This window comes from Candidatus Nitrosotenuis cloacae, assembly GCF_000955905.1.
GTDB lineage: Archaea > Thermoproteota > Nitrososphaeria > Nitrososphaerales > Nitrosopumilaceae > Nitrosotenuis > Nitrosotenuis cloacae.
In genome coordinates, this window is the sequence record NZ_CP011097.1 from 1,185,507 (window position 1) to 1,210,567 (window position 25,061).

28 protein-coding genes and 2 tRNA genes are annotated in these 25,061 nt (G+C 40.6%); 10 read left to right on the forward strand and 20 right to left on the reverse strand.

The genetic code is table 11. The features are described 5' to 3' along the window. Window positions 1–206: 206 nt before the first annotated feature. Complete coding sequence (locus SU86_RS06775; RefSeq protein WP_052755593.1) at window positions 207–1,085, reverse strand: hypothetical protein; 879 nt, start codon at window positions 1,083–1,085, stop codon at window positions 207–209. Window positions 1,086–1,197: 112 nt separating this feature from the next. Between SU86_RS06775 and SU86_RS06780 the strand changes: the two genes are divergently transcribed. Beyond that, window positions 1,198–1,273, forward strand: a tRNA-Glu gene (locus tag SU86_RS06780). Between the two features lie 10 nt (window positions 1,274–1,283). On the opposite strand, the gene SU86_RS06785 is transcribed toward SU86_RS06780, so the two are convergent. After that, a complete protein-coding gene (locus SU86_RS06785; RefSeq protein WP_048188457.1) occupies window positions 1,284–1,718 on the reverse strand; it encodes a GNAT family N-acetyltransferase in 435 nt (144 codons plus the stop codon). Between the two features lie 74 nt (window positions 1,719–1,792). On the opposite strand from SU86_RS06785, the gene SU86_RS06790 reads away from it, so the two are divergent. Beyond that, window positions 1,793–2,452 carry a phospholipase D-like domain-containing protein gene (locus SU86_RS06790; RefSeq protein ID WP_048188459.1) on the forward strand — a complete coding sequence of 220 codons (660 nt, stop codon included), beginning with the start codon at window positions 1,793–1,795 and terminating at the stop codon, window positions 2,450–2,452. Here SU86_RS06790 and endA read toward each other — a convergent pair. Beyond that, complete coding sequence (gene endA / locus SU86_RS06795) at window positions 2,445–3,020, reverse strand: tRNA-intron lyase (protein ID WP_048188460.1); 576 nt, start codon at window positions 3,018–3,020, stop codon at window positions 2,445–2,447. The genes SU86_RS06790 and endA overlap by 8 nt on opposite strands. A gap of 93 nt (window positions 3,021–3,113) precedes the next feature. On the opposite strand from endA, the gene SU86_RS06800 reads away from it, so the two are divergent. Next, window positions 3,114–3,614, forward strand: coding sequence for a 50S ribosomal protein L16 (locus tag SU86_RS06800; protein ID WP_048188462.1), 501 nt, complete (start codon window positions 3,114–3,116; stop codon window positions 3,612–3,614). Here SU86_RS06800 and SU86_RS06805 read toward each other — a convergent pair. Further along, entirely contained in the window at window positions 3,611–3,871 is a 261-nt protein-coding gene (locus SU86_RS06805) for a hypothetical protein (RefSeq protein WP_048188463.1), read from the reverse strand. The genes SU86_RS06800 and SU86_RS06805 overlap by 4 nt on opposite strands. A gap of 74 nt (window positions 3,872–3,945) precedes the next feature. Here SU86_RS06805 and SU86_RS06810 point away from each other — a divergent pair. Both SU86_RS06810 and SU86_RS09395 read left to right on the forward strand, forming a co-directional pair. Continuing rightward, a tRNA-Gly gene (locus SU86_RS06810) sits at window positions 3,946–4,019 on the forward strand. Window positions 4,020–4,111: 92 nt separating this feature from the next. Beyond that, entirely contained in the window at window positions 4,112–4,810 is a 699-nt protein-coding gene (locus SU86_RS09395; protein ID WP_052755596.1) for a hypothetical protein, read from the forward strand. On the opposite strand, the gene SU86_RS06820 is transcribed toward SU86_RS09395, so the two are convergent. The 4 genes from SU86_RS06820 to SU86_RS06835 all read right to left on the reverse strand — a co-directional run bounded on the left by SU86_RS06820 (window position 4,807) and on the right by SU86_RS06835 (window position 8,701). Then, window positions 4,807–5,256 carry a hypothetical protein gene (locus tag SU86_RS06820; protein ID WP_320408976.1) on the reverse strand — a complete coding sequence of 150 codons (450 nt, stop codon included), beginning with the start codon at window positions 5,254–5,256 and terminating at the stop codon, window positions 4,807–4,809. The genes SU86_RS09395 and SU86_RS06820 overlap by 4 nt on opposite strands. Beyond that, window positions 5,234–6,481: a cation:proton antiporter domain-containing protein gene (locus SU86_RS06825; RefSeq protein ID WP_420887335.1), complete on the reverse strand. Its 1,248-nt coding sequence runs from the start codon at window positions 6,479–6,481 to the stop codon at window positions 5,234–5,236. Before SU86_RS06825 ends, SU86_RS06820 begins: the two co-directional genes overlap by 23 nt. An 88-nt stretch (window positions 6,482–6,569) precedes the next feature. After that, on the reverse strand, window positions 6,570–8,174 hold the full coding sequence (locus SU86_RS06830; protein ID WP_048188465.1) for a hypothetical protein: 1,605 nt from the start codon (window positions 8,172–8,174) through the stop codon (window positions 6,570–6,572). After that, window positions 8,171–8,701 (reverse strand): hypothetical protein, encoded by a 531-nt coding sequence (locus tag SU86_RS06835; protein WP_048188467.1) that lies wholly within the window; start codon window positions 8,699–8,701, stop codon window positions 8,171–8,173. Before SU86_RS06835 ends, SU86_RS06830 begins: the two co-directional genes overlap by 4 nt. A 389-nt stretch (window positions 8,702–9,090) precedes the next feature. Between SU86_RS06835 and SU86_RS06840 the strand changes: the two genes are divergently transcribed. Continuing rightward, the gene (locus SU86_RS06840) at window positions 9,091–10,278 is read left to right on the forward strand and encodes a hypothetical protein (RefSeq protein ID WP_048188469.1); all 1,188 of its coding nucleotides are present in this window, start codon (window positions 9,091–9,093) and stop codon (window positions 10,276–10,278) included. A gap of 79 nt (window positions 10,279–10,357) precedes the next feature. On the opposite strand, the gene SU86_RS06845 is transcribed toward SU86_RS06840, so the two are convergent. Next, complete coding sequence (locus SU86_RS06845; RefSeq protein ID WP_048188471.1) at window positions 10,358–11,728, reverse strand: hypothetical protein; 1,371 nt, start codon at window positions 11,726–11,728, stop codon at window positions 10,358–10,360. A gap of 317 nt (window positions 11,729–12,045) precedes the next feature. Between SU86_RS06845 and SU86_RS06850 the strand changes: the two genes are divergently transcribed. Beyond that, complete coding sequence (locus SU86_RS06850) at window positions 12,046–13,392, forward strand: methyl-accepting chemotaxis protein (protein ID WP_082096182.1); 1,347 nt, start codon at window positions 12,046–12,048, stop codon at window positions 13,390–13,392. Here the strand turns inward: SU86_RS06850 and SU86_RS06855 are convergent. Together SU86_RS06855 and SU86_RS06860 are read right to left on the reverse strand one after the other, a co-directional pair. Next, entirely contained in the window at window positions 13,389–15,404 is a 2,016-nt protein-coding gene (locus tag SU86_RS06855; protein ID WP_048188474.1) for a glycosyltransferase, read from the reverse strand. The genes SU86_RS06850 and SU86_RS06855 overlap by 4 nt on opposite strands. 32 nt (window positions 15,405–15,436) lie before the next feature. Continuing rightward, entirely contained in the window at window positions 15,437–16,396 is a 960-nt protein-coding gene (locus SU86_RS06860; RefSeq protein WP_048188475.1) for a 4Fe-4S dicluster domain-containing protein, read from the reverse strand. 174 nt (window positions 16,397–16,570) lie between these two features. Here SU86_RS06860 and SU86_RS06865 point away from each other — a divergent pair, with 174 nt between their 5' ends. Further along, window positions 16,571–17,416, forward strand: coding sequence for an FAD-binding oxidoreductase (locus tag SU86_RS06865; protein ID WP_048188477.1), 846 nt, complete (start codon window positions 16,571–16,573; stop codon window positions 17,414–17,416). Between the two features lie 27 nt (window positions 17,417–17,443). Here SU86_RS06865 and SU86_RS09505 read toward each other — a convergent pair whose 3' ends face one another. From SU86_RS09505 to SU86_RS06890, 6 genes are all read right to left on the reverse strand, one after another. Continuing rightward, complete coding sequence (locus SU86_RS09505) at window positions 17,444–17,608, reverse strand: DUF1059 domain-containing protein (RefSeq protein WP_082096184.1); 165 nt, start codon at window positions 17,606–17,608, stop codon at window positions 17,444–17,446. A 72-nt stretch (window positions 17,609–17,680) separates the two neighbouring features. After that, window positions 17,681–18,925 carry a glutamyl-tRNA reductase gene (hemA, locus tag SU86_RS06870; RefSeq protein ID WP_082096186.1) on the reverse strand — a complete coding sequence of 415 codons (1,245 nt, stop codon included), beginning with the start codon at window positions 18,923–18,925 and terminating at the stop codon, window positions 17,681–17,683. 6 nt (window positions 18,926–18,931) lie between these two features. Then, entirely contained in the window at window positions 18,932–19,594 is a 663-nt protein-coding gene (locus SU86_RS06875) for a hypothetical protein (protein ID WP_048188481.1), read from the reverse strand. A 90-nt stretch (window positions 19,595–19,684) separates the two neighbouring features. Further along, window positions 19,685–20,641, reverse strand: coding sequence for a 4Fe-4S binding protein (locus SU86_RS06880; RefSeq protein WP_048188483.1), 957 nt, complete (start codon window positions 20,639–20,641; stop codon window positions 19,685–19,687). A gap of 36 nt (window positions 20,642–20,677) precedes the next feature. After that, window positions 20,678–20,989 carry a hypothetical protein gene (locus SU86_RS06885; protein WP_048188485.1) on the reverse strand — a complete coding sequence of 104 codons (312 nt, stop codon included), beginning with the start codon at window positions 20,987–20,989 and terminating at the stop codon, window positions 20,678–20,680. Window position 20,990: 1 nt separating this feature from the next. Next, window positions 20,991–21,836: a sulfurtransferase gene (locus SU86_RS06890; protein WP_048189347.1), complete on the reverse strand. Its 846-nt coding sequence runs from the start codon at window positions 21,834–21,836 to the stop codon at window positions 20,991–20,993. A gap of 90 nt (window positions 21,837–21,926) precedes the next feature. Here SU86_RS06890 and SU86_RS06895 point away from each other — a divergent pair, with 90 nt between their 5' ends. Both SU86_RS06895 and SU86_RS06900 read left to right on the forward strand, forming a co-directional pair. Next, window positions 21,927–22,745 carry an NAD(+)/NADH kinase gene (locus SU86_RS06895; RefSeq protein ID WP_048188487.1) on the forward strand — a complete coding sequence of 273 codons (819 nt, stop codon included), beginning with the start codon at window positions 21,927–21,929 and terminating at the stop codon, window positions 22,743–22,745. Beyond that, window positions 22,735–23,223, forward strand: a complete 489-nt coding sequence (locus tag SU86_RS06900) for an NOB1 family endonuclease (RefSeq protein ID WP_048188488.1) — start codon at window positions 22,735–22,737, stop codon at window positions 23,221–23,223. The genes SU86_RS06895 and SU86_RS06900 overlap by 11 nt, the downstream gene beginning before the upstream one ends. Here SU86_RS06900 and SU86_RS06905 read toward each other — a convergent pair. From SU86_RS06905 to SU86_RS06915, 3 genes are read right to left on the reverse strand one after another with little or no spacing between them, the layout of a single operon-like run. Continuing rightward, window positions 23,200–23,955, reverse strand: a complete 756-nt coding sequence (locus SU86_RS06905; protein WP_048188490.1) for a sulfurtransferase — start codon at window positions 23,953–23,955, stop codon at window positions 23,200–23,202. The genes SU86_RS06900 and SU86_RS06905 overlap by 24 nt on opposite strands. A gap of 3 nt (window positions 23,956–23,958) precedes the next feature. Then, window positions 23,959–24,642: an ERCC4 domain-containing protein gene (locus SU86_RS06910; RefSeq protein ID WP_048188492.1), complete on the reverse strand. Its 684-nt coding sequence runs from the start codon at window positions 24,640–24,642 to the stop codon at window positions 23,959–23,961. Between the two features lie 25 nt (window positions 24,643–24,667). After that, window positions 24,668–25,039 carry a prefoldin subunit beta gene (locus SU86_RS06915; protein WP_048188493.1) on the reverse strand — a complete coding sequence of 124 codons (372 nt, stop codon included), beginning with the start codon at window positions 25,037–25,039 and terminating at the stop codon, window positions 24,668–24,670. Window positions 25,040–25,061 lie beyond the last annotated feature (22 nt).

The following is a 25,061-nucleotide window of genomic DNA, read 5'->3' on the forward strand; positions in this document are numbered from 1 at the left end:
TTAACTTAACTCTGCTACTGCTTCTTTACAAACAGAAGCCTTGCATTTACAATCGGCGCTGCATAGACAGTGACCTTGCATTTCGCAATCACAAGTAAAGTCTGGATCGCCGCTGTCTGCTTCGCAACCGCAAGCTTGATCTACCATAAACTAATGACCGCTCGGAGGGTTTTAAAGGTTATCAAGATTGTATTGAAAAAAACACCTCACGCATAATTTTGCAAGTGTATCAGATTGTTTGCTGTTTTGTGCAATAACATGGCTTGCTGTTCCAGTTTAGTTGGGTCATGCTCCAAGTCCAGTGCAGTCTTTAGAACGTGAATGAGCTCTGGTTTTTTGTGGATTGAATCTCGTATGGATATGATGTTGTTTTTGTTCAGATATCCCAGATAAAAGTAGCAATCAGAGAGCAATGAATTTGCTACCAGATATTCGTACTTTTTTTGAATTATCACACCATGATTGTTGTTTTCAGTCATGTCTGAAAATCCAATCGTGGACTTCATCATTCTTTCCAATAATGATGGTGTGGCTCGCTCAAGGCCTAGAATTTCCTCTATGCCAGAAAAGGTTACATTTTTGGTGTTTTTTACAAACTTGCGGATAAACCCAAGCATGTGAGTAGGGCTGCGAGGTTTTGCATTCAGCAATACCAGTCCATCACAGACAAGATATGATGCACATTTGATCCATATTGCAGAGAAAGGATCATCTAGGTTTTGTTTTGCCTTTGTGGCAAAAAAAGCCGCATCCACAAGACAGCTTTTTGCACAGGCGTTTCGTATTTTGTCTTGTTTTTCCTTTATGTTAGTCAGTAAGGTTCGTAGTTTCCATTGCGGATCAGAGAGAATTTGCATTGATTCGTATTTTTGTAGTACATCAGAGCTTGACTCGTCTATTTTTCCATGATGGATTCGTATGATTTGATCATCCAGTGTAGCGATGGCATCCTTTTGTATTAAATCATCAAATACTGTGAGATTGTATTCGCAGCAATCAAGTGTGGTTTGGTGCACCTTGCAACCCCCAAAGCCTACCGTACTGTTTGATAATCCAAGTTTTGGTATCATGTCTTTTATTTGCACAGAAAAAATTTCTTTACTAATTTTCTTAAAGATTCCAATGATTATTTTTTAACCAATCAATCTAATCGACAGCCATTCCTTTAAATTGCTAGAATCCACCGCTTTTTTTGAAGCTCCTGTGGTGTAGTCCGGTTAAGCATACTGCCCTCTCAAGGCAGTGATCCCGGGTTCAAATCCCGGCGGGAGCATTATTTTTGATTATAATTCCAGCCGATATGTTTTCGCATACTGCTCAAAGCCCAGTGAATCATAGAATTTGTGCGCAGCGATTCTCTTGTTTCCAGACTCTAGGCGTATTCTAAAGCATTTTTTCTTTTTTGCCATCATTATACAGTGATGGATTAATGCTTTGCCAATTCCTGCTCTTCTGTAATATGACGACACCACCAAGTCAGGAATGTACAGTTCTGATTTGGTGTGGTTTAGCTTTGGGACAAGCATTACACTTACCAATCCAACTAGATTGGAGTCATGAATGGCTACGAATAGTTGTTTTTGCTTGATGTATTGTGTGATTTTTCCCTCAAAGATTGTCTGCTCGGTTTTTGTTTTTGGTTTTGGCCTATCCAGATCATACAACAAGCCCAGTATTGGTGTGATGTCGTTTTTTGTTGCAGGCCTAATTCGCACCATACCATCACATAGACAAACTCGGATAAATCTTGCAAGAATTTTGCACTTAAATAACATCAAACCAATATCATACCATGTCACTCAAAAACATCCCACTAAAATTACAATATAGAACAGACAGAGACAATCTGGTGACCGAGTTTTTTATCCCATGTTTATCAAATTCTATTGAATATGACAGGGCAGTTCAGTTTGTCACGCTAAAGAGTATCTCCACATTATCTCTAGGATTACAAAACTTTGCAGACCATGATGGTAAAATTAGAATCATCACAGGTCACAGATACGCCACAAACGATCTGGACGTTTTGGGTAAGATATTCAACAAAAAGAACGGAACGTTTTCTGTCAGTGCAATTCGTGGCCATAAATTAGAAGTCCTCCAAAGAATGGTTCAAAAAAACAAGATTCAAATCAAAATAGCAATTCCTCGATCAGAGCATGTGGATGGGTCATTCTCTGAGAGAATAGGCATATTTCGAGACGAGGAAGGTGAAATGGTCGCATACACAGGCACCTCAAATGAAACATTCAACACGGAAAACCGCAATTTTGAATCAATTGACGTCTACACGTCATGGAGTGACAGGCCACGAGTAGACATCAAGATAAGTGACTTTGAGAGACTATGGAACAACGAGACAAAATATGTCCAGGTGTACGACTTTACCTATGCATATCAGAATAATCTTCTAAAGTATGATTCAAACTGGGCAATAGAGACGCTTAGCTAAACACAAAGCTGGACGCTTCAATGTTTTTTGTATTCTCTACAAATCGTACGTGTGATATTTTGTAATAGATTACCTCACCTCTTCTCTCTATTACCGCCAGTATTGGTTCTTTTCCCATCTTTGTTATCTCTTCAATGTTTTTTTGTAGTGTTCCAACCTTTTCCTGTTTTCCCTCAGATAATCCAAAGACCAGATATTTTGCACCCTTTTCCCCAAACTGTCCACGCTCATAGACCCTAAAGTCGGATCCAAACCCAAATCCATCTTTTACAGTATATCCGCGGACCCGCAAATCGCGATAAATGAGAAACTTTGTCAGCGTATTCTCATCTAGCTTGGAGCAGACAGATAACATCTGCTCAAAACCAATCTTTTTCTTTGCTTTGGACAGATCAAGCTTTTTGTAAAACAAAAAGTACAGCGCTTCAAATGGTTTTAGCAGAAATTTTCCCTGTCTTGTCTCTCCATAACCCTTGGACTCGAGTTGGTTTTGCATTTCCTTGTTTGATATTATTACATGATCATCAAACAATGTGCCTTCTATGTTGGGTTCTGCATCGGAGCTCATTTGCAAAAAATCATCTCAAATTCCATATAAGCGTGATTAGAGTCCGCTAACCGTTAAAATATGGGCATTTTGAGGTTTTATTCAGGTGTTATAATGCACGGCGGATGTTATAGAATAGGAAACGGGCAACCTTATGCACGCAAAGAATTCATCAAGGGCAAGCCCCAAACAAAAATCGCCAAGTTCCAAGGCGGAAAGAGAGGCGAATACGACTATGTCGTCCAGCTTTGCTCAAATGAAAAGATGCAGATTCGCCACATGGCAATCGAATCAGCCAGACTTGCAGCAAACAAGACACTAGAGCAAACAACTGGCGAGACAGGATACTATTCAGTTCTTAGAATTTACCCACACATCTTACTTAGAGAAAACAAAATGATTGCAACTGCCGGAGCAGACAGACTCCAAGAAGGAATGAGGCGTGCATTTGGCAAAGCGGTAAGCTTGGCAGCACGAGTCCAAAACGGCCAGTGCATCATGGAGATGCATGTCAAAAAGGATCACCTAGAGGCAGCAAAAAAGGCACTGGTTGGCGCATGTGTGAAACTACCAATCACACCAAGCATTGTGGTTACCCCAACAAAAAAGAACTAGAGCTTTTCTAAAATTTCAGATCTTCTCTTTGATAGTATTTCTAAAAATTCCGCGAACTCGTCTTGTGTTGGGTCTCGCTTGAGAACTCTTCTGCACTGATAATGAAATGAGTTGTACAGCCTGCCAAGTATTATTCCATACTTGAAATCATTTGATGATATATGATCTAGTGATTTTGCTATTTGGTGAATCTCCGATATGTTGTGCAGAGCATCGGTAATTTTTTCATTAATTTTTTGCTCCAGTCTTTTGTCCACATTCTAAAATGTACAATCTAAGATTAAAAGCAAACAATTGATTTTAATAGACTCGCTTTAGTCTATTCGATCATGCGGCTGTAGTATAGCCTGGCCAGTACGCGGGATTGCCAATTCTGTGACCCGGGTTCAAATCCCGGCAGCCGCATTTGAAATTCCTAAAGAAAAATTCACTAGTTCAAAAGATTTACGATGAAATTTGGACATTGGTTTATTATTCATATTAACAAAAGATCAATCATGAATAACACTCACCTAGGATTGTTTGGAATTATAGTACTAGTGTTTGGCGTAATGATATCTCCAATGTCTACTAGCGCACAAACATATCAGCAAACCATATCGACTGATGCAGACACGCTAAAGGTCGGCATCTCAACGGATCCTGCATCACCAAAGCCAGGTGAACAATCAAAACTCAAAATCGACTTTCTAAACCCGCAGACAAACCAAATCCAAGAACACATTGACTATACCGTACTGGTAACAAACAATGGCAAATCTGTGTTTGGCCCAATCCCACTGACTCACACATCACTTGGCACTGCAACAATACCAATGGAATTCAAGGACGGAGAAAACAAGGTCGTAATTGACATACAAGGAATTCTCTTCAGGCCAATCCCATCAGAAAAGGCTGCATTCTCAATTACAATCGGAGGCAAGCCAGCTGCAGTTCAACCAAAGGTGGCAGAAAAACCAAAGTCAGAAGTTCCAGCAGTCAAGGATAAAGATGCAACAGTAGGTGCGTCATTGGAGAAGAAAGAAGACAGTAGAGAAACAAAAAAACTTGGCAAACCAAAATACGAAGATAACAAAAAATCAAGTGATTCCAAAGACAAGAAAAAAGACGTAAAGAAGGACTCTAAAAAAGACACCAAAAAGAAATCAGACAAAAAGACAGTCAAGAAACCAGTAAAGCCTACAAAATCATACTAATGCTTTTCTTGCAGGCCCTTTTTGATAATATCCAGAGCATTTGTAATTTTTTCAGGCCTCGGTAACTGGATCATAAACACGTTGTCCTTTCCCACTTGAGAGTGAGGAGATGACAGTGCAAGCATTGATGTGTTTGCCAGAGATTCAAAAAACTCAAGCGACTCGTTTGCATACAAGAGCAGTTTTTCCTCAATGTCGCCTTCAGAGAAGGTCAAAGACACCTCAACAAAGACATTGCCCAGACCATTCTGTAAAATATTTAGATTGGTGTCAACGGATAGCGGCTTGCCTGCCACTTTGGCCATTATCTCATCAAATCTTTTTTCCGCCAAAATAACACAGGGCACCTTGGTACCATTATAGTTAAACGAGGTAATCCCAACATGAACTCGGTCCATTAGTTTTTTTAGCTCATCATCCATTCTATTCTTCTCCAGTCTTTGCAACAATTTTGTCGCTTGCCCTAATTAAAAATGGTGAGATAAATGCCGAAATAATAGAAATGATTCCAACCAACGGGAACAAAAAGCTGCTAACCGCTCCAATGTCTACTCCTGTTTTTACTATTACAATAGAAAATTCACCTCTTGGCCCTGCAAGCGCAAATGCAGAGCGCAGTGATTTTGCTCTTCCCTGCCTGAATAGATATGTACCAAGCATCGCACCACCAAACTTTACTCCTATGGCAAGTGCAATGATTCCAAATGCCAGTACAATATGAGATTCCAGCTCGGATACGTTCATGAGTGCGCCAACTGAGACGAAAAATATTGCAACGAACATGTCCTTGATTGGACTGGACAAGATCTTTGATACTTCAGCAGATTTTGATTCTGCTACCAGGACTCCTGCCAGAAATGCACCAATTGCAACGGACAATCCAATTACATTTGCAAACAAGGCATATCCAAAACACAATCCAAGTACTGATAGCAACAAGATCTCTTTGTGCTCGGTTGCTGCCACACGATCAATTAGTTTTGGTATGACTCGGGTTCCAACGGTCAGGGTTCCACCAATCAACCCTCCAGCAACCACCACAACTAGAATGATACTCTCATAGGATACTGTACCTACCAGTGCAACAGATTCTAGTGTTGCAATCAAAATTACCGCAATGATATCCTCCACAATCAGAACACCCAAGACCAAAATTGAGGATTCTTTTTTGATTTTTCCAGTATCTTCTAAAATTTTGACAATTACTGCAGTACTGGTAATTGATAGAGCTGCACCCAAAAACAGTGAATCCAAAAAGCTGAGGCCTACCATGTTTGCAACAAAAAACACCACTACCAACGTAAGGAACAATCCGATAGTTCCAGCACCCACTGCGACTTTGCCAATTGAGCGAATCTTGGAATATGGAAATTCTATTCCAATTACAAACAAAAGCAAAATGACGCCAAGCTCGGCAAATATGTTGAGCAGTCCAAGGTCGGATAACAAACCTGCCTGCCCAAATCCCATGAATTCCTGGCCTTCAGGTAAAAGTGAGGTCCAAATTGGAGAGAGCGGTCCAATTAGCATTCCTGCAAACAGATATCCAATTATGAGCGGCTGTCGCATCTTGAAAAAAGCCAGTGTGACAACAGATGCCAAAATCATGATTATTGCCAAGTCGGTGATAAACGACGAATGGGGCAGCTCAGGCGTGACTTTTTCTATCATGGATTGGACGCCAGAACCCGATGCCACCTCTAGAAAATAATTTTGCACTAATTAGTGTGAAATAAAATGATTAAAATGATTTTGGGTTTTAGATTACGCTGATTGTTTTTGCAAGTATTTTGATTTTTTCCGATTCTGGCTCGTTGATTTTGTGCTCGGTGTACTGGTTGCTAAAATAAAGCAGATCAATTACCTTTGATTTGTCCACGTTCACTATTGTTGCCATGCTTGATGTCGGAATGCTGGTGTTTGTTATGATGATTAGCTTGTCCACAAATGCCGAGGATTTTACTACATTTGAGATGGTCTCAAAGTTCTTTGTGTGATTATCATCCATTACTACGGCTATTCCTATTTTTGTTCCGTATGGATCAGAATACACCACATCAAAGGACGGGTTTTGCTTGGCTGATTTTGAGACATTACCGATTTCATGTGCATAGTTTACCAAGTTTGCTATTGCCTGCTTTACTTGGCTTTGGGTAGCCCCTGCTGTTCTTTTGATTTTGATAAACTCGGATATTGGAACCTCCATAATGCTGCCCTTTATCTTCAGTCCCGGATAGGTGTGCTTGATGGTCTCATCAATTACTGCTTCAGTTATTTCTGATGCGTCAAGGCTTGAGGCCTGCTCTATTGCATGGTTTAGTATATTGATTATAGAGCGAACGTTTCTAAATTCTGGGAACTCGTCACACAATACTCGAATCTTTGCTGCTAGGTCTTGCTGCTCTTTTTTGTTGAATCTCTCTGTCTTGTCTGCTTCCTTGATGTATTCTATTGCGATTTCGATTAGCTCATCTACCGAGTTTGCGCCAGCAAGATCGATTTTGTAGTTTGCCTTCTCCAACCTATCAAAGACAGACGGGTTTGCCCTCTGAATGTCCAGATATAGGGATGGTGTGGTAATTAGCAAAAGAATCGATGCAGGAATGTGTGCATTTATCAATGATTTTACAAATTCCAGTGTTCCCTCTTGGGCATCAAGCTCATCAAACTCAAAGAGAATTACTTTACCCAACAGGTTGTGGCTAAACTTGCAGATAGCACCTAGTCTTCCATGCAAATCATCCAGATTTGTTATCTTGTCAAACGAATTGGTAATCACACCATAAACGACAGCAGACTCGTGCTGGGAATAATGAGCTCCAAGGTAGCTAGTTAGTGCATCCTTCGATACCATGTTTTTATCATAAAGAATTTCTTCTGCCTTTTGCTTTATGGTGACTCCCTTTAGTCTGTCCACAAAGCCATAGCCAAGTGTCTTTTTTGCCAGATTGTCGCCCTTTTGCGCCTTATCGCATATTTGCATCAGAAATTTCTCTTTTAGTTCGGCAAACATTTCACGATTAAATCCCCGCATTATGCTGGAGTAGATGCTTTCGTGCGTCTTTGGCGATATAGTGGATAGATCCACATACGCAGTTACAATATCTTGTCGCGTCTTCATACCTTTGATGTGCAAGGCAAGATGAGTCTTGCCAGATCCGACATCCTGTACTATTGTGATTAGTCTAAAGTCGTTTTCATTAGAGTTTCGTCTGGTGGTTTGTTTGTATAATTCTGAAATGCACTCTACGATAGAGTTCTTTGCCTCTTGGTGTTTTGTTCCGCCAAATATCTTTGCGTCATGTTCAGTTGGCGTAGGGCTGCTAGGATACGGGTTTGATTTTAGTCCGTATGGATAGGTCATAGTTTTCGTATGTATCCATGAAGCATTCCGCGCACATGGATTCCCTCCTGACCACCAGTGGATATCTCGTATTTTGATTGGTTTTGCTCAATTAACGTGGAAACTAGTGAGTAGAATTTCTCTGGTGTGATGTCCAATGATGCACATACTTTGGCCCTAATCTCAGACAATGGAGTCCAGCCAAGTGATGCAGAGTGCTCGGAAATGCATTTATCAAAATGAATCTGAAAGTCAACAGTATTTTGTGGTATCTGGGCAGACTGCATTTGTGATATTTTGTTTTCCAGGTTTGTTACTAATCTTGATAGAATCTTGAATTTTGGGTCGTTTTGCGATACGTGTGATAGATAGTTGTCTTTGCTCCACACATAGTGAGCTACGCCCTTGTTATCCACTATTACCTTGTCTTCTTTGGCAAGCTCATCCAGTGAGGTTTCGCAGTCTGTGCCAAAAAGCTTCTTTAGTTCTGCCTTTTTTATTCCGCAGACTCCTGATTTTTCTACTTTTTCAAGAATCTGGGAATTCATGTGCTAAAATCCCTAAAATTTTTTTTAATGGGAAAGGTCGACTTGTATTACCAATTTGTGAATAATTACTACCTAGCATACAGCATCATGAAGAATTATTAGGAATGACTCTACAATTTCGCTTGCAGAGTGATGATTAGGTCAATCTGAATTTTGTGTAGAATGAGACCTGGGGTATCTGACTGCTCTAAAATCACGATTTTTGGTTCAAATTTAGATGGTGGTGGGTCCACATATGATTAGGCGGATATAACAGTCCATCCCCAATTGACAACGGAGATTATAATGAAAATTGAGATTTTGAGATGAAAATGTGATCGCTAATCAGTCTAAACATTACTCTGTGTTTTTAAGAAACTAATACCATCCTATTCTAAGGAAAATTAGTTTTGAAGTCAATACATCTTTCTCGTGAACTAAGTATTGTAATTATAACTGCAATTGGTGTTGTGTTTGAAAGTATTTTCTTCTATCATTACCTCGATGTAGTTTTTCCAAATTTAAAACAAATTGGTAATCTTGAAACATTATTTGTAGAAATTGGAATGACAATTTTTCTCACCGTGACTGTGTATGAGTATTCTAGCAAATCTGAAAGATTTCGTAAAAACCGTCTACGAATGCAAATTATATCTTCGTTTGAGATGCTATCGGCGGATTTTGCTTGGCTTTCAACACAGAAGGTCTCACAATCAATTAATGAGGAATTTATCACGAAGAAAAATTTACGGATATTTCATATCCAAAACCTTATTGGCGTATTACCAGATAAACTAGGAACGGATCTAGCACTTCAAATTCCTGAATTTTGTGAAAAGGCATTACAGATACCGCGTATAGTAAGACCCCTAGATTCTACAAAACCAATTGTTGTTGATTATACGAATTGTGATACTATGATGAAAGAGATAAGCAATCTATTACAAAATTTACAAGGAAAATGGAAGATACCAAAAAATTTAGTCGTTACAGAGACACCATTCTTCAAGGAAACAGACAAACCATCGGATGATAAAAAACTAACATTTTTTTGGAAAAAAACTGAGAACAAATTACTGATATTATCGATTATTGTTGCTCTTGTAATAGGCGGTCCAACAATATACTTGGGATGGGAAACAGGGTTGGTATTGGAACAAATAAAAGAAATTAACAAAAACCAATTTACAATTCAGAATTTTCGATGGGAATTAATTGGAAATGTTGAACCTTTGGTGCTTGAAAATAGACTCTACAATAACGAATCTCTTAACCAAAAACTTTCTCTCAGCATAACTAGTCCTCATTATCTCAAAATTGTCGTAACTAGTGTTGAAATTCAAAACGACGATCAAAGTAAAAAATTACCTCAGGTTTACTTAGAAGCGTCGATAACCAGAGTTTTACCAAGTGGAGTTTCCAATATTGATATCAACGCTCCAATACGACTGAATTTTGACCCTAAATTGAATGGTTATGATGTTGACAATAGTACTTCATCTCTAGGTGAAATACGATATAATTTCGAAATTACGAACATACAAACTAAAGAACCAATTACTAACGGCTTCGTACACTCTAGTGTCACTCTTGAATAACAATAGAATTTGATGGTTTTTTACTCTTGATGGATGAATTTTACATTAACATTCTTAATTTCAAGTATTTCCACTCAGATTAGCTCGATGCAGGCAATCCAAGCTCTTTTCTTATTTCATCAACACCACGAATTCCAAATATGTCTCGCACCTGCTGGATTCGGATGTTTTCTTTGACTAGTTCTTTGCCAAGCTTGTGAATCAACACATTGAACAAATCAGAAAAGCGGATCTCCCACTTGTCTGCACAATCAAGCATCTTGCTTATTGCCCACTGCCTGATTTCAGACGGCAATGAGACATTTTCCTGTGATTCTATTGCGATTTTATCAAACAGATTGACAATTTCTGAGGTCTGATCCGCCATTTTCTCAATGTTTTTCAGATCCCCATACTTTGATTCTGCCAAAATTCTAATTGTTGATTGGAACTCGGATAGTTTCAGCAATCCAACCACCTCCTTTGAGACATTGGATGAGGACTTGTTTGTTACAGTTTTGATTTGCTGCATATCATGGAACAAGGTGTCTGCCTTTTTGTGAAATTCCGATGATGCCGCATCTGCCCTTTTTAATAATTCTGATATGGATGATATTTTTTGATCAATTGTATTTGTCTTGTTAAGAACGTGGTCCTTGAATGTACCAAAGTCGTCTTGGACGGACTTTAGTCCCTCGCCAACAAACGCAGTAGCATCCGCTCGGTGTATTAATGAACCAATCTCGGATTCTATTTTTGCAATCTCTCCGCGCAAATGGGTAATGGAGTCAGTCTTTGCCATGTTTGTTACAAGCTCGTTTTGTAGGTTTTCTAGGCTAGATTTTAGTGCAGGTAGCTCAGACTCTAGGCTAGATTTTTCCGATTTTTCAAATATTGCGTGGAGTTTTTCCTTTATCTTGTCCAGCTCGGATTCAATAGTAGAGGTCTTGTCTGCCTTTGATGAAATGCTGCCAAGATCTTCTTTGATGTTATCGATTCTTTGTGCAATTTTGATTATCATGTGAGTATTATTTTGAATAGAGTTTTGGTTTTCTCCAACTGCCTTCATTATTGATTGTGGGTCAGGTGATTCCTTTTGGATTTGCGATATCTTGTTTACCTGTTCTTGTAATCTAGATGCTTGCTCATTGACATTTGTGATAAGACTTGCCTGTGCTCTGACTTGGTTTAGTCCGGCGTATAATCTCTGGTTGTCTTCCTCGATAATGCTTATCTGCTTTGATTGTTTTTGGATTTGCTCTAGTGTGTTGATCAAAGTATCAATCATTCCCTTCATGGAAAGAAGCACCTTTTGATTATCAGAGAAAACCTTACTCATGGACTTGATTTCTTTTGATAGTGTTTTAGTGGAATCAGAGACTGCAGCTACTTTTTTTGCAAGGTTTACAGTGTCTTTTTTGTTCATACCTGTAGGTTTTTCCGATGATTTGCTAGTTTTCTTTGCAGACACTAGTCTTAGGAGGGGCTGTTCATACTAAAGGGTGCAGCTAAAATAAGATGAAAAATGAAGTCGCTACTCATTGACCAGTTCTGGCCCATGGAGGATTTCATGTAGCGTTTTTTCCGTCAAACCATTCATGGATTCGACGAACTGTTTTGTGCAATATTCGCATGTAATCATAAAGTACGGTACCATACCGTACTAATAAGACCATGGTTATGTCATAATTACTAACCTAGGCATGAAATTGCCGAACAAACCTAAGCAAATCATATGTTCATAGCAAACATACTGATTCCTATAATGTCAATTACCAAAAGCCCAACATGCTCAAGGGCAAAAGTATCTCGCTTAATTGGAAATTACAGTTATTGTTCAATGCAATTGCCATAGTGTCGGTTTTGGTCATATCGATGGGCAATTTCAATATCACAAGTCAGATGGTGGAAAAATCAGGAGATGCAAGTATGAAGACACATCTATCTGAGATGTTCACTCAGGCCATAATTCTTGGAATAACAGTAAATGCTGGTGTTGGAGTATTTGCATATTTCATCTCACGAAGAATAACCAAGCCAATTATCAAGGCAACCGAGATTGCAACAAAGATAAGCCAAGGCGATCTTAGTATTACAGTACAGGAATCAAAATCAAATGACGAAATTGGAAAGCTGCTCAATGCAGAAAAGCAGATGGTCTCTAATCTAAGAAACATAATATCTGAGGTGAATAATTCATCCCAGTCTGTTTTTGCAAGCGCACAACAAATTGCAGCATCAGGAACAGAAATGAATTCTTCAATTCAGCAAATCTCAGCTACAGTAGACCAAATAGCAAGGGGCTCAGAATCGCAGGCGCAAGGCCTAAACAAATCAAAACAAATCGTAGATGATCTATCAAAGACAATCAACGAGTTATCCAGAGATGCTGTAGAATCAGTAGAAGAGACAAATCGAGTAGGCATTCTCTCTGAGAAAGGCTCAGAATCTGCAAAAGAGGCAGGGCAAAGGATGAACAACATAATTCGTGTCACAAACAACTCTGCAGAAAAGGTGCGAGGATTGGCGCAGAAAACAAGTGAGATCACCGCGGTATTAGATGTGATAAGGCAAATTGCAGATCAGACAAATCTTTTAGCACTAAATGCCGCAATAGAGGCAGCACGAGCAGGTGAGGCAGGCCGTGGATTTGCGGTAGTGGCAGATGAGGTAAGGCGCCTTGCAGAAAGCTCATCAAAATCATCAGAGGAAATCGATTCCAAGCTAAAGCAGATTCAGGAAGACGCCCAAATTGTAGTAGAGGACATTGAAATCAGCTCAAACGAGGTAAACCAGGGAAAGATGGTAATAGAATCATCACTTAAAACCCTAGACGAGATTGCATTGCACATTAGAAGCGTCTCAGAGAAGGCAAAACACCTCTCAAACACTGCACAGCAAGAAGTAATCAAAGTCAAGGAAGTATCGACACATGCAATAGAAATATCTGCGGTTGCAGAGCAAAACGCATCAGCCACAGAAGAAACATCTGCTGCAGTAGAACAACAAACATCTCACACCCACGAAATTGCAAGTGCAGCAAACCAAATGTCAACTCTGGCAGAGCAGCTTCAAAATGTTATCTCAAAATTCAAGCTAAGCTCTGATGAGCCAGAAATCCTAGTTCAGAACTAGACGTCTTCAGATCTGTCGTATGCTTTTAGCTGATCCTTCTTTCTTTTCAGTACAGCAAAGATTCCAAGAATTGCTGCGATCCAAGCTGAGCTGAATACAATATTTGAAAAGCTTGCATACATGTATGGCGTGGCATCCATTAGGTTTTGTCGTATCTGAATTGCCCTAAGGTGGGTATCAGTCATTGCAGTGCTGTATTCAACCGAGTTCTTTGGCTCATTTTGTATTGCATCCATTGATTCTATCAGCGAATCAATGTCTTGCTGGATTCTTGTGAAATCCGTAGTGTCGGTTGGGAATATCCATACTGGATTTCCTTCTTTTGGCAGTTGTTCTTTGATTGCGTTGAGGTCTTGCAGCATTGATTGTGGGTTGCCTCCGGTTGCTATTCTATCCAGATAGCCACGCGACAGATCCAGTGGATACACATCGGTTTGGTATCCCTGGTATGCCATGTATGCACCAAATACTATGATTGCAAACATGCCAATTAGCGCCATTTGGTAATAGTTGTCTGCCATCTTTTCCGTCTTTGTTTTTGGTCGCTCTGATTTAATTCTTTTAAATCTAGAATGAGACAGGCTCTGGTATGCCACATAGAAAAAGCCAATTGTTGGAATCGCAATGATTGGCGCAAAGATTGGATTTTTTGAAAATATCGAAATCAAAATTCCAAGCAAGCCATAGACACCAAAGAATATCTCAAGCAGTGTTGTCTTTGTAAATGGCAGATTGTATGCCTTGTCACGCCAATCATCGGTATTTTTTATGATGCCATATTTTGGAGTGCGCAAAAATTCGTTCTTTTTGCCAAATATTCCATCAAACACTGCCACAGTGTTGTTCACGGCCATTCCCGCAGAATAAATCAGCAAAAACGGCATGACCTTTGCCTTTTGTTTCCAGTTCTGACCCCACAGATTGTAAATTACTACCAGATACGCAAATGGTCCCATTGCAAGATATGTCATGATGGTAAGGGCGGGCACAAACTTTAGAACATGAAGATTAAAGTTTGCAGCCAAAAGAATCGGCAGCGCCAAAAACTGCACCAACAATAACGGATATCCGATGTGTCGCGTAAGCTGGACAAACGCCTGAATCTTTGTCTCAATTGGAATATGTCTTTTGATTAGAATATCACCAAGTAGTTTGACTGCGCACTGGATTGCACCCTTTGCCCACCTGAACTGTTGTCTTTTTGCAGCATTCATCTGGACTGGCAATTCCGCATCAACCACAATATCCTCAATAAAGACACACTTCCAACCCTTCATCTGGGCGCGATAGCTCAAATCCAGATCCTCTACCAGTGTGGCAGTGTGCCACCCACCAGCATCCTCGATGCAGTCTCGCTTCCAGATTCCAGCAGTTCCATTAAAGTTCATGTAAAGATGTGAGTTGCTCTTTGCTCTTTGCTCAACCAAAAAATGAAAGTCAAGACTCAGTGCCTGGGCCTGGGTCATTGCAGAATAGTTCTCATTTACGTGTCCCCACCTGCACTGTACCAGGCCTATGTTTGGCTTGGCAAAGTATGGGATTGCTTTTTTGAGGAACCATTCTGGAGGGATAAAGTCGGCATCAAAAATTGCCACGTATTCTGTGTTGGTGATAGTCATTGCATATTTGAGAGCACCCGCCTTGTACCCCTTTCGGGTACCTCTGCGTATGTGCACGATGTCGAATCCAGCCTTTTTGTGATCAGCCACTACATTGTGTAAAAGATCAGTAGTGTCATCATCGGAATCATCAAGAACCATTATCTTCATTTTGTCTTTTGGATAGTCCATCGCACATACCGCATCGACTAGTCTTGCTGCAACGTATTTTTCATTATACAGTGGAAGCTGTATTGTGATGGAAGGTGTTCCGACTTGCAGTACAGGATGCTTGTCTTTTCTTCGGATTGCCAAAAACGCAAGATAGTAGAAATTAAAGGTATAAGCAGTCAGCAAAATGGCTGAGAAAATGAATATATCAAAAACAAACACCGTAAATGGATTTACCGCCATGGTAGATCAGCCCACATTAGGCCATTTATGACTTAGGATTTTCTCTGGAAGATTTTGATTGCCTGTGGTGGACATACGCCTTCACATGCCAAACAAAAGATACAATCTGGCTCGCGCGCCATTAGTGGCTTTTTGTCAGATGCTGGATTTCCAGGCGTATCAAACCATTCATAGACCTGAACAGGACATGCATCAATGCAAGCTCCGTCTGCAACACAGATATCATAATCAACTGATACAAACTCGCCCCAGACACCCATTATTCCATTGTCTTCTCCCTTTCTGCCCCAAGTCTTGACGACATTTTTGTTGGAAGCCACAGTATATGGTATACTTGATGGCATGTGGGATTTGTATTCAACATCAATTGGTCCCGGTTTTGCACCATCTGGAACTTCAATTACCTCTGATACTAGTTCTTGCGTTCCGGCAGGAATCTCTGGTTTTGGTTTTGGTTTTGCGTTTGGAACTATTTTTGCAAGTGGGGTTAGATCCTCTAGTCTTTTGAGTGCGGCGTCGGGTTCGATTTTTTCTAGCCTTGCAAGACTCTCCACCATCTTGTCTGCTAGAATAGTATTTCGTAGAATGGTGTCAATTATCATCTTTGCATAATAGTCGGCTTTTTTGCGATAGTCCTTTACCCACTGTGGGTCGCCAAATTTCTCAATTGGAAATATTTGGTAAATGATATCCACTACCTCGCCAGATACTATTTCCACAGTAATGGAGAGGTTTGTTTTTTGGTATCCCCTGGAGCTTGGGTCCGGCATGTTTTCCTCAGTCCAGGTATGGGTCGCAAAGACTCTGTCAGCAAAGGTATCCATCGTAAAGGTCTTTTTGAGGCCCTCAACTATGGATTTCATCTCCAATGGATCTTCCAGCTTGATTGGTAAGCGGTACAGCCCTAGCTTGAAGCCATGTAATGGGTAGACGCCCCTTTTTGTGGTGGGTGATTCCATTGTGTAAACTCGATCTTTTAATAAAAGCGACATGTGCTATTTTTTGAGCCAATTTTCTTTCTTTAAAAATCTTACACAGTATAGTACCTTGATCATCATATTGTTTGATTGATCGTTACTTTCTTGGATAATTCACTCACCAAATATCTTTGGAGTCACACTTGCATATCATAAAATATTTAACATATGTTAGCTGATTAAACAAAGTTGGTCGCAGCAAATAAAGCAAGAATAACTTATGTTCAGCTTTTAAAAGAGGATCTCGCAGTTTTTCGTATCGTACCAGAAGATGGGGTAATTCCAGACTACAAGGCAGGCCAGTTCCTTACACTTGGAATTTCAGTGGCAAATGAAAACTACAAAACCGTTAGAAGGGCTTATTCCATTGCATCTCATCCTGAAAATAAAAAATATTATGAATTTGTAATCAGGTGGGTAAGAAAGCCACTTCCAGGTCGTGTCACAACCCAGTTGTTTTACGCAAGCGATGGCGATGAGGTCACAATAGGAAACCCAACAGGAAACGCCCTTATCATAAACGACAAGCTTCCAGACGGCAGAAAAGACGAAAGACGAATTGTCTGCATCGGCGGCGGAACCGGGATTGCACCGTTTGTGAGTTTTGCAAAGCATCTGAACGCAGTTGGTGATAAAAGAGAGGTCGTTGTATTGCACGGTGCAAGTTATGTTGATGAGCTAAGTTACAGAGGATTGTTCACAGAACTTGAAACCGAAAGCATAGATCGAGGAGCAGACAAGTGGAACTTCAAGTATCGTGCAGCGGTTAGTCGTCCACAAGAATGGTTTAATCGAGCATGGAATGGTCCAACAGGAAGAGTTGAGAATTTCCTGCGCGCAAAGGACGGTGGAAAATCACCACTAGAGGAACTAGTCGGTGAAAAGATCACAAGAGACAATACCAGCTTTTACATTTGTGGCTGGCAAGGAACAATTGATGGCGTTATGGAATTTCTAACACCACAAGGCTTTGTGACATATCACGACAAACGTGATGATGACAGCTTTGAAGTAAAGTACGAATCATACGGATAAACAGAGCTCAAAATTATTTTTGTAAGATTATCCTTTTCGTATTATAAATTGCATCAATGCTTCTTTGGAATATTCAATTCCGTGCTCTTCAGTTGAGTGAGAGTTGTATTCTTCAATTACTTTACCGACATCGTTTCCACTAGAAACAAAATCACAATCAAAACCATAATCCCGACATACTAGCTTGATCACTTTTGTGATGTTTGGATTATCTTATTTATCTATTTCTAGATTTTTAGAATAAGAATTAGTTATGGTATAGAATTATTTTTTTGCCACAGTTGGTTTTGGAAGAATTCCATCCACGATTGCAGTTGTCAGATCAGTGATAATTTTGATCTTTTTCTCATCTGTTTCGCCAAGCAATTCTAGTGTCTTTTCCAGTTCCTTTTTTCGTAGCGCATCTACGCTTGCAAACACGTCGGTTACCTGCGGGCCCTGCTCTATTAGCTTCATTGTTGCCTCAATTACCGCGATTTCTTTTGCGATGATTTTCTCTACTGCAATAATGGTCTCTTCCTGTGCCTTGAGATCCCGCTCCTCCATTTCGGTTAGCTGGTCTCGGAACATTAGCTTGATTCCAGGTAAAGTCATCACAGTATCATCTACTGTCCTTGGATCAGAAATGTCCAAAATCATGGTTCCCTTGGTGTTATTTTCCATTGTTAGTTTCAGGTTATCAAAGGTGAGAGCAAAATAGTCAGAGGTTGTTGCAACAAAGACAAAATCAAATTTGTTAAATTCCTTTAGTGCTTCTTTGAATCCAATTGGCTTGCCGCCCAGTATTTTTGAAAAGCCAGTTGCACGCTCTATTGTCATGCTACAAACATCAAATGGGTATGCCTTTTTGTTGAGTGATTTGGCAACCATTGCGGCAGTCTCTCCAGTACCCATCAAAAGCACACGTTTTTTCGCATCAAGGCCAGCATTTTGTTCTGCTATTTTGACTGCCATCTCTCCAAGGGATTTTGCACCCTTGTTGATTTGAGTCGAGTTTCTAATGCGGGTAGCAGTAAGAATTACAGTGTCAAACAGTTTGTTGAGTATCTTATCAGATGTCTTGGCAAGCTTTGCTCCAAGTATGGTTGCCTTTAGCTCGCCAAGTATTGTCTCGTTTCCTACCACGACGGATTCTAGGCCGCACGCCAACTTTAGCAGATGCAAGTAGACATCTGTATTGACATATACTTCCAAGATTTGATCAAAATGATCAATGTCGTATTGTTCCAGTTCGGTTAGTGATTGCCAAGTTTCTCGGATTTTGCTTATGATCAAGGTTTTGCCCTCAGATGATCTAAGGTCTGGTGAGTCAGTCTCCATTGCATTTACGGTAAATATCTCAACTCTGCTTTGCGTTTGAAGTATCACACATTCTGAGACGCCCGGAATCTTTTTGAATGCCTCAGATGCGGCCGCAAGATCCTTAAATGAGAATCTGGCTAGACTGTGAATCGGTATATTCCTAAATGTAACGCGGACATTAATGACATTGAATGTTCCATCATTCATCTACGATCACTTGTGCTCCAGTTTGGCTCGGCCATTTTGTGCAGTGCGAAATACATTCATGCTATAGTAAAAGCTCTCATAGAGTGAATCTAGATATTCTAGTTCTTGTTCTGTACGGGTGATATCTTCTGGGATTGCATCCGGATCATTTTTCAGATTAGCCAGTTTTTGTTTTGCTGCAGCCACGAGTTCTGCAATACCGGACTCATAGTTTGATGTGCCCCCATATTCTACGCTGAGAACATGTTTTGGCGCATATTGAGGAGTCGCATCGACTGGAATCTCGACTTTTTTCGATATTTCTTCTTGTTCTTCCTCACTTAGCATGATTCTTTTTGGAATGAGATCTTTTTTGTAGCGGAAAAATTCCGGCTCACCCATTTCTCTTCTGAAAATTCTTTCTTGATTTCGTTTATTTGTAAGTGGTTTTCCTGCGGCTGATGCTTGTGCAGATTTTGCTATTGCGGCATATTCTTTTTCTGCCTCTGCTGCTGCTTTTGCCATGACCGCCATTGCTGATTCGTATTCTTTTTCTGCTGCCTCTAAAATCGCTTTTGCGGTTGCAAGCTTGGTAGCTGCAAGCTCGGCCTGTGTTGTTGCAGCTTGAACTTGTGCGCCTGCACTAGATGGTTTTTGTTCTTTTGGAGCATCTTGGGTGCTTTCAGACAACAAAATTATTCCATTTATGCTTAGATTTTAAGTTTTTACAAATACGGGTTAGTCAAACCGATCTATTTTTTCAAAAATATATGTAAAGATTTAGGATTTTCTCTGGAAGATTTTGATTGCCTGTGGTGGACATACGCCTTCACATGCCAAGCAAAAGATACAGTCCGGCTCGCGCGCCATAAGTGGCTTTTTTGCCGATGCCACGTTTCCTGGTGTATCAAACCATTCATACACCGAAACAGGGCATGCATCAATGCACGCACCATCTGCAACACAGATATCATAATCAACTGATACAAACTCGCCCCAGACACCCATGTTCGTGTTGTCTGTTCCCACGCGTCCCCAAGTCTTGATGACATTTTTGTTGGAAGCCACAGTGTATGGTATGGTGACGGGCATGTGAGCCTTGTATTCTACATCTATTGGTCCTGTCTTTGGACCATCTAGTAATGCACCCATCACAGGTGCAGCTCCCTGAGACACCTCGACTTCTGGTTTTGGTTTTGGTTTTGCGTCAGGAACTATTTTTGCAAATGGAGTTAGTTTTTCAAGTTCTGCTATTGCATCGTCTTGCTCGAATTTCTTGCTCTTGACAAAATATTCAATCATCTTGTCTGCCAGAATAGTATTTCGTAGAATGGTATCAATTATCATCTTTGCATAATAGTCGGCTTTTTTACGATAGTCCTTGATCCATTCCTGGTCGCCAAATTTCTCAATTGGGAATATTTGGTAAATGATATCCACTACCTCGCCAGATACTATTTCTACAGTAATTGAGAGGTTGGCTTTTTGGTATCCCTTTGCGTCTGGGTCTGGCATGTTCTCTTCAATCCAATTGTATGTGGCAAAGATTCGATCAGCATACATGTCCATTGAAAATGTCTTTTTGAGTCCATCAAAAACAGACTTCATTTCCAGTGGATCTTCTAGTTTTATTGGTAAACGATACAGACCAAGCTTGTAGCCATGTAATGGGTAGACGCCCCTTTTTGCGGTGGGTGATTCCATTGTGTAAACTCGATCTTTTAGTAAAAGCGACATGTCATGGTTTGGTTGTATTTCTTATTAAAATCTTGTTCATTCCAAGTCGTCAGGACAGGTTAATTCCCGTAATTCGGTGTATTTTTTTTCCATTCTTTCTGCGTTTTCAAGTACTGCCTCAAAGGAGTGATCTTTTTTTGGAAAGTACCATCTAATTGGCACCCAATGCCCAATACCATCCATGTCGTGGATCATGCCTTTATCTGCCAGAACCTTATGGTTTTCATCAAGGGTCTGCTCACGCACGGTAAGGCCTCGCTTTGTTCTGTCCTCCAGTATGAGATCAGCAGATCCATCCTTTATGAGATAAAACGAGCCCTTTTTGAGAATTGGTAGTTCCTGGCTCAACTTATTTTTCTACTGGGTTGCCTATCATGTTGCCCCATTCGGTCCAAGAGCCATCATAGTTTCGAACCTGTGGGTAACCAAGCAAATACTTTAGAACAAACCAAGAATGTGATGAACGCTCACCAATTCTGCAATAACAGATTATTTCCTTGTCTGGTGTGATTCCCTTTGGAGCATAGTTTTGTTTTAGCTCATCTGGTGTCTTGAATGTGCCATCTGCATCATTTACTGCAGTTGCCCATGGGATGTTTTGCGCACCGGGTACATGTCCACCTCTTTGTGCATGTTCCATTGGATATTCCGGCGGCGCAGTTATCTCGCCGGTAAATTCCTTGGCAGAACGCACATCAACCAGTCCGATTTCCTTTCTGTCCAGTGCTCGCTTGACATCAAACAGATATGCGCGTAGTCCTTCGTCTGGTGGAAATGCAACATAGTTGGTTGAAGAGATTTTTGGCTCATCAGTTGTGTATGGCTTTTTTTCAAGCTCCCACTTTTTTCTGCCACCATTCATTATTTTGATATTTTTGTGGCCGTAGTACTTGAAGACCCAAAATGCAAATGCTGCAAACCAGTTGTTAAAATCTCCATAAAGAATCACTTCGGTCTCAGGTGTGATCCCATTTCTTGACATTAATTCCTCAAATTGTTTTTTATCAACAATATCACGTGTTATTGGGTCGTTGATATCTCGTTTCCACCAGATCAGACTTGCACCTGAAATGTGGCCTTTGCGATATCCATTTTCCGGATCATAGTCCACCTCAACCAGCTTTAGATTGCCGCTTGGTGGATTTTTTGATACCCATTCTGTATCTACTAGGACTTCTGGATGTGCGTAACTCATTTCAATTTTGAACCGTTTCATGCATAATTAATTTTTTCTATCACATCAAAAAACTACATTTTTTAAACAAAGTCATACAAAAGGAAAGAGTTGAAACTAAATCGAGTAGGCATAGTATCCAAGTTTGGCTCCGAAGAGTCGGAGAATGCGGCAAAAAAAGTTGCAAAAAAGTTTCTTGCCAGTAAGGCCGAAGTCTTTACAATAGCACCAGTATCGGTGGAAGGTGCAAAACGAATCGAATCCGTCGATGAGCTAAACGACAAAAAACTGGATTTGGTAGTAACCATGGGCGGAGATGGCACCACGCTTCGTACATTTCGCAGCCTGACAAATGAGATCCCGCTTTTGACCATCAATGTTGGCGGTAACAGAGGAATTCTCTCAGAGATAACGCTGGACAAAATAGACACTGCCATTGCAGACATGAAATCAAACAAGGTTTGGTTTGACAAAAGAACCCGAGTTGTCGCATCATCTGGCGGAGAAGAGTATTCACCAGCATTAAATGAAATCTACATCAATAGACAAAACATGACAAAGACCGCAGAGTTTGAGATCAAGTTCCAAAACGATATAGTAAAACACAAAATGGACGGAGTCATGATCTCAACACCAAGCGGCTCTACTGGCCATTCGTTTTCACTGGGCGGTCCCGTACTGCACGAGAGCCTGGATATTTTGATAATCACACCAATCGCGCCAGTTCTTAGATTGCTCCCATCAATAGTAGTTCCAGACGAAAAAATTGAAGTCATTTGCTCACATGATACCAACATTGTGATGGATGCACAGGTGATCAAAACTGCAGGCTTTGAGGAATCAATAGTCATCAAAAAGCATCCAAAGCGCGCAGTCTTTGTGAGACTAAAAAAACGCGGGCTAAGACAGATGGGCAAACTTGGCGTCTAGAGTTTATGATGCAAGTGCCTTTTACGCAGGAATTCCCTTTGCATCTCCAGAGATAGGCCTTACCACAACTGTAATTTTTGAGGAAATAAAACACATCAAGCAGCGTCATGGCGCACTAGATACCTTGCTTGATACTGACAGACTAAGAATAAAGGATCCACTAAAATCCAGCATCGATGTTGTCATGAATGCTGCAAAAAAAACAGGTGATGCTCAAAAACTATCAAAGGCAGATATTTCTGCAGTGGCATTAGCTCATGAGATAAAAGGCAACCTAGTCACGGATGATTTTGCAGTATCAAATCTTGCAAAAAATCTAGGACTGCAGGTTAACCCAATAATGACAAAGGGAATCAAGGATGTTGGACATTGGATTCATTATTGTGTCGGGTGTAGTAAAGAGTTCTCTGGGTTAGAGTTTTGCCCAAACTGTGGAAACAAGCTAAGTCGAAGACTACTCAAGGGGAAGTCGCTTTGAGTACCAATCAATAAAAGAACCATCATAGAGCCGAACGTCTTCAAATCCCGCAAGTTTTGCCTGATAGTACAGGCTGGATGCGCGATGCCCATGCATGCAATAACAGATTACTTCCTGGTTTTTTGGAATGTTTTTTTGCAAAAACAGATTCGCCAAAGATTCCTGTGAGTCGAGAAGCTTGCCGTCCTGTCCAATCCCATCGGTGAATGGAAACAAAACAGAGCCAGGAAGGTGTCCACCAAAATATTCCTGAGGGCTACGCGCATCAAGAATCGTAACCTTGCCAATCATTCCGTGTAGTTCTTGCGCTTCTATTCTGATGTTTTGTATTTTAGGAACAAATGTAGTTGGTGTTGGCTTTTTTTGTACACGGTTCATATCAAGCCCAAGGCTCTGCCACGTGCCAATCCCAACATCAAGTACTTTGGTGTTTTGCTGTCCCAAATATTGTAGTGTCCACGCAACACGGAATACGGATGGGTCCATCAGATCACCGCACACCACAACGGTTTTGACATTATCAATTCCAAGCTCGCCAAGCAATTTAGATGCAACTTCTGGCTCTGGTGCAAGATGGGCGCCTTCCGGGCTGATCTTGATTATTTGCTCAACAGTTAATGAGACCGAGTTTGGTATGTGCCCATAAGAGTATGCTATTTTTGGCCTAGTGTCAAGTATGACAATATCTGTCGAGTTCAGATTTTCTTTTAGCCAAGAATGGGTGACAAACATGAATTACAGGTCCAGGGTTTTCTGATTTGATTCTTTGTGCAGTTTGCTGGTGTGATCCAGCATCTGCCTTATTTTTTTGGCACGTGCCTCCCCAAGGCCTTCTATTTTTGCAAGATCCGCAAGTGATGCGCCTAGTGTTTTTGTGGGCGAGCCAAATTTAGCAAGCATCCTAGTTGCTAGTTTTTCCCCAATTCCCGGCAGGCTGCACAAAACTGAAAGCTGTTGTCGATACACATCGTCGGATTTTTTTATTTTCTTGAGGAATGGTCCCCGCAGTGTATCTTTTCTTGAACACATGGATACTAGCATCTTTGCAGTGTGTGTAGCGCTAGGTGTAGGTATGATCGGAATCTTGAAATCAATTGCCACCACAGATAGCGCTCCATAAAATACCAGTGGATTTTCCACGATTTGTTCTATTTCTTCCACGTTTCCCTCCATCAGAATTATAGGATGTGTAAAATGCTCCTTTAGTCGATTGCACTGATCAAAAAGCCGTCCATCAAATATTGAGGATATCAGATCAGAGACGCTTTTGCGCTCTACTATGGTTTCGGGGGCAACGATATAGTCACCTATTGGAAGGGTCTTTATCTCTAGATTAACTCCAACTGCGCGCAATAGATCAGGAATTCCACTTTTGCGCTCGCGCTCATCTACTACAATTCGAAGATTTTCAATCTTCATGGTATGATTGGTTTATTTCTGATATTTATTGCGATGGTGGCTTTTGTGAACCACGAATCATCTCATTGATTTTTGTTTCTTGTTCTTTGATGCTTTCTTTGATTCGTGCTTCTTGTTTTGCCAGAACAGTAACGCGAGTGTTTGCAAGCTCTTTTCGCTCCTCTAGCTCCGAGATTAGTGTTGTCTTGGTGGATTTTACCAGTATGGTTCCAGCATGCTTGTAGACTGGATCAGTGTCTGCTACTTTTTTTAGTTCCTCCAGTGCTCGCTCGGACTCCATTTGTTCAATGTCGAGTTGTTGTTTTTGGGCCATTATGGATTGAAGATTTTGCTGAGATTGCTGTAGCTTCATTAGTTGTTCTTGTAACCATGGAGGAATTTGTTGGCCTTGCGACATGTAAAAGATTTCTTTGAATTTC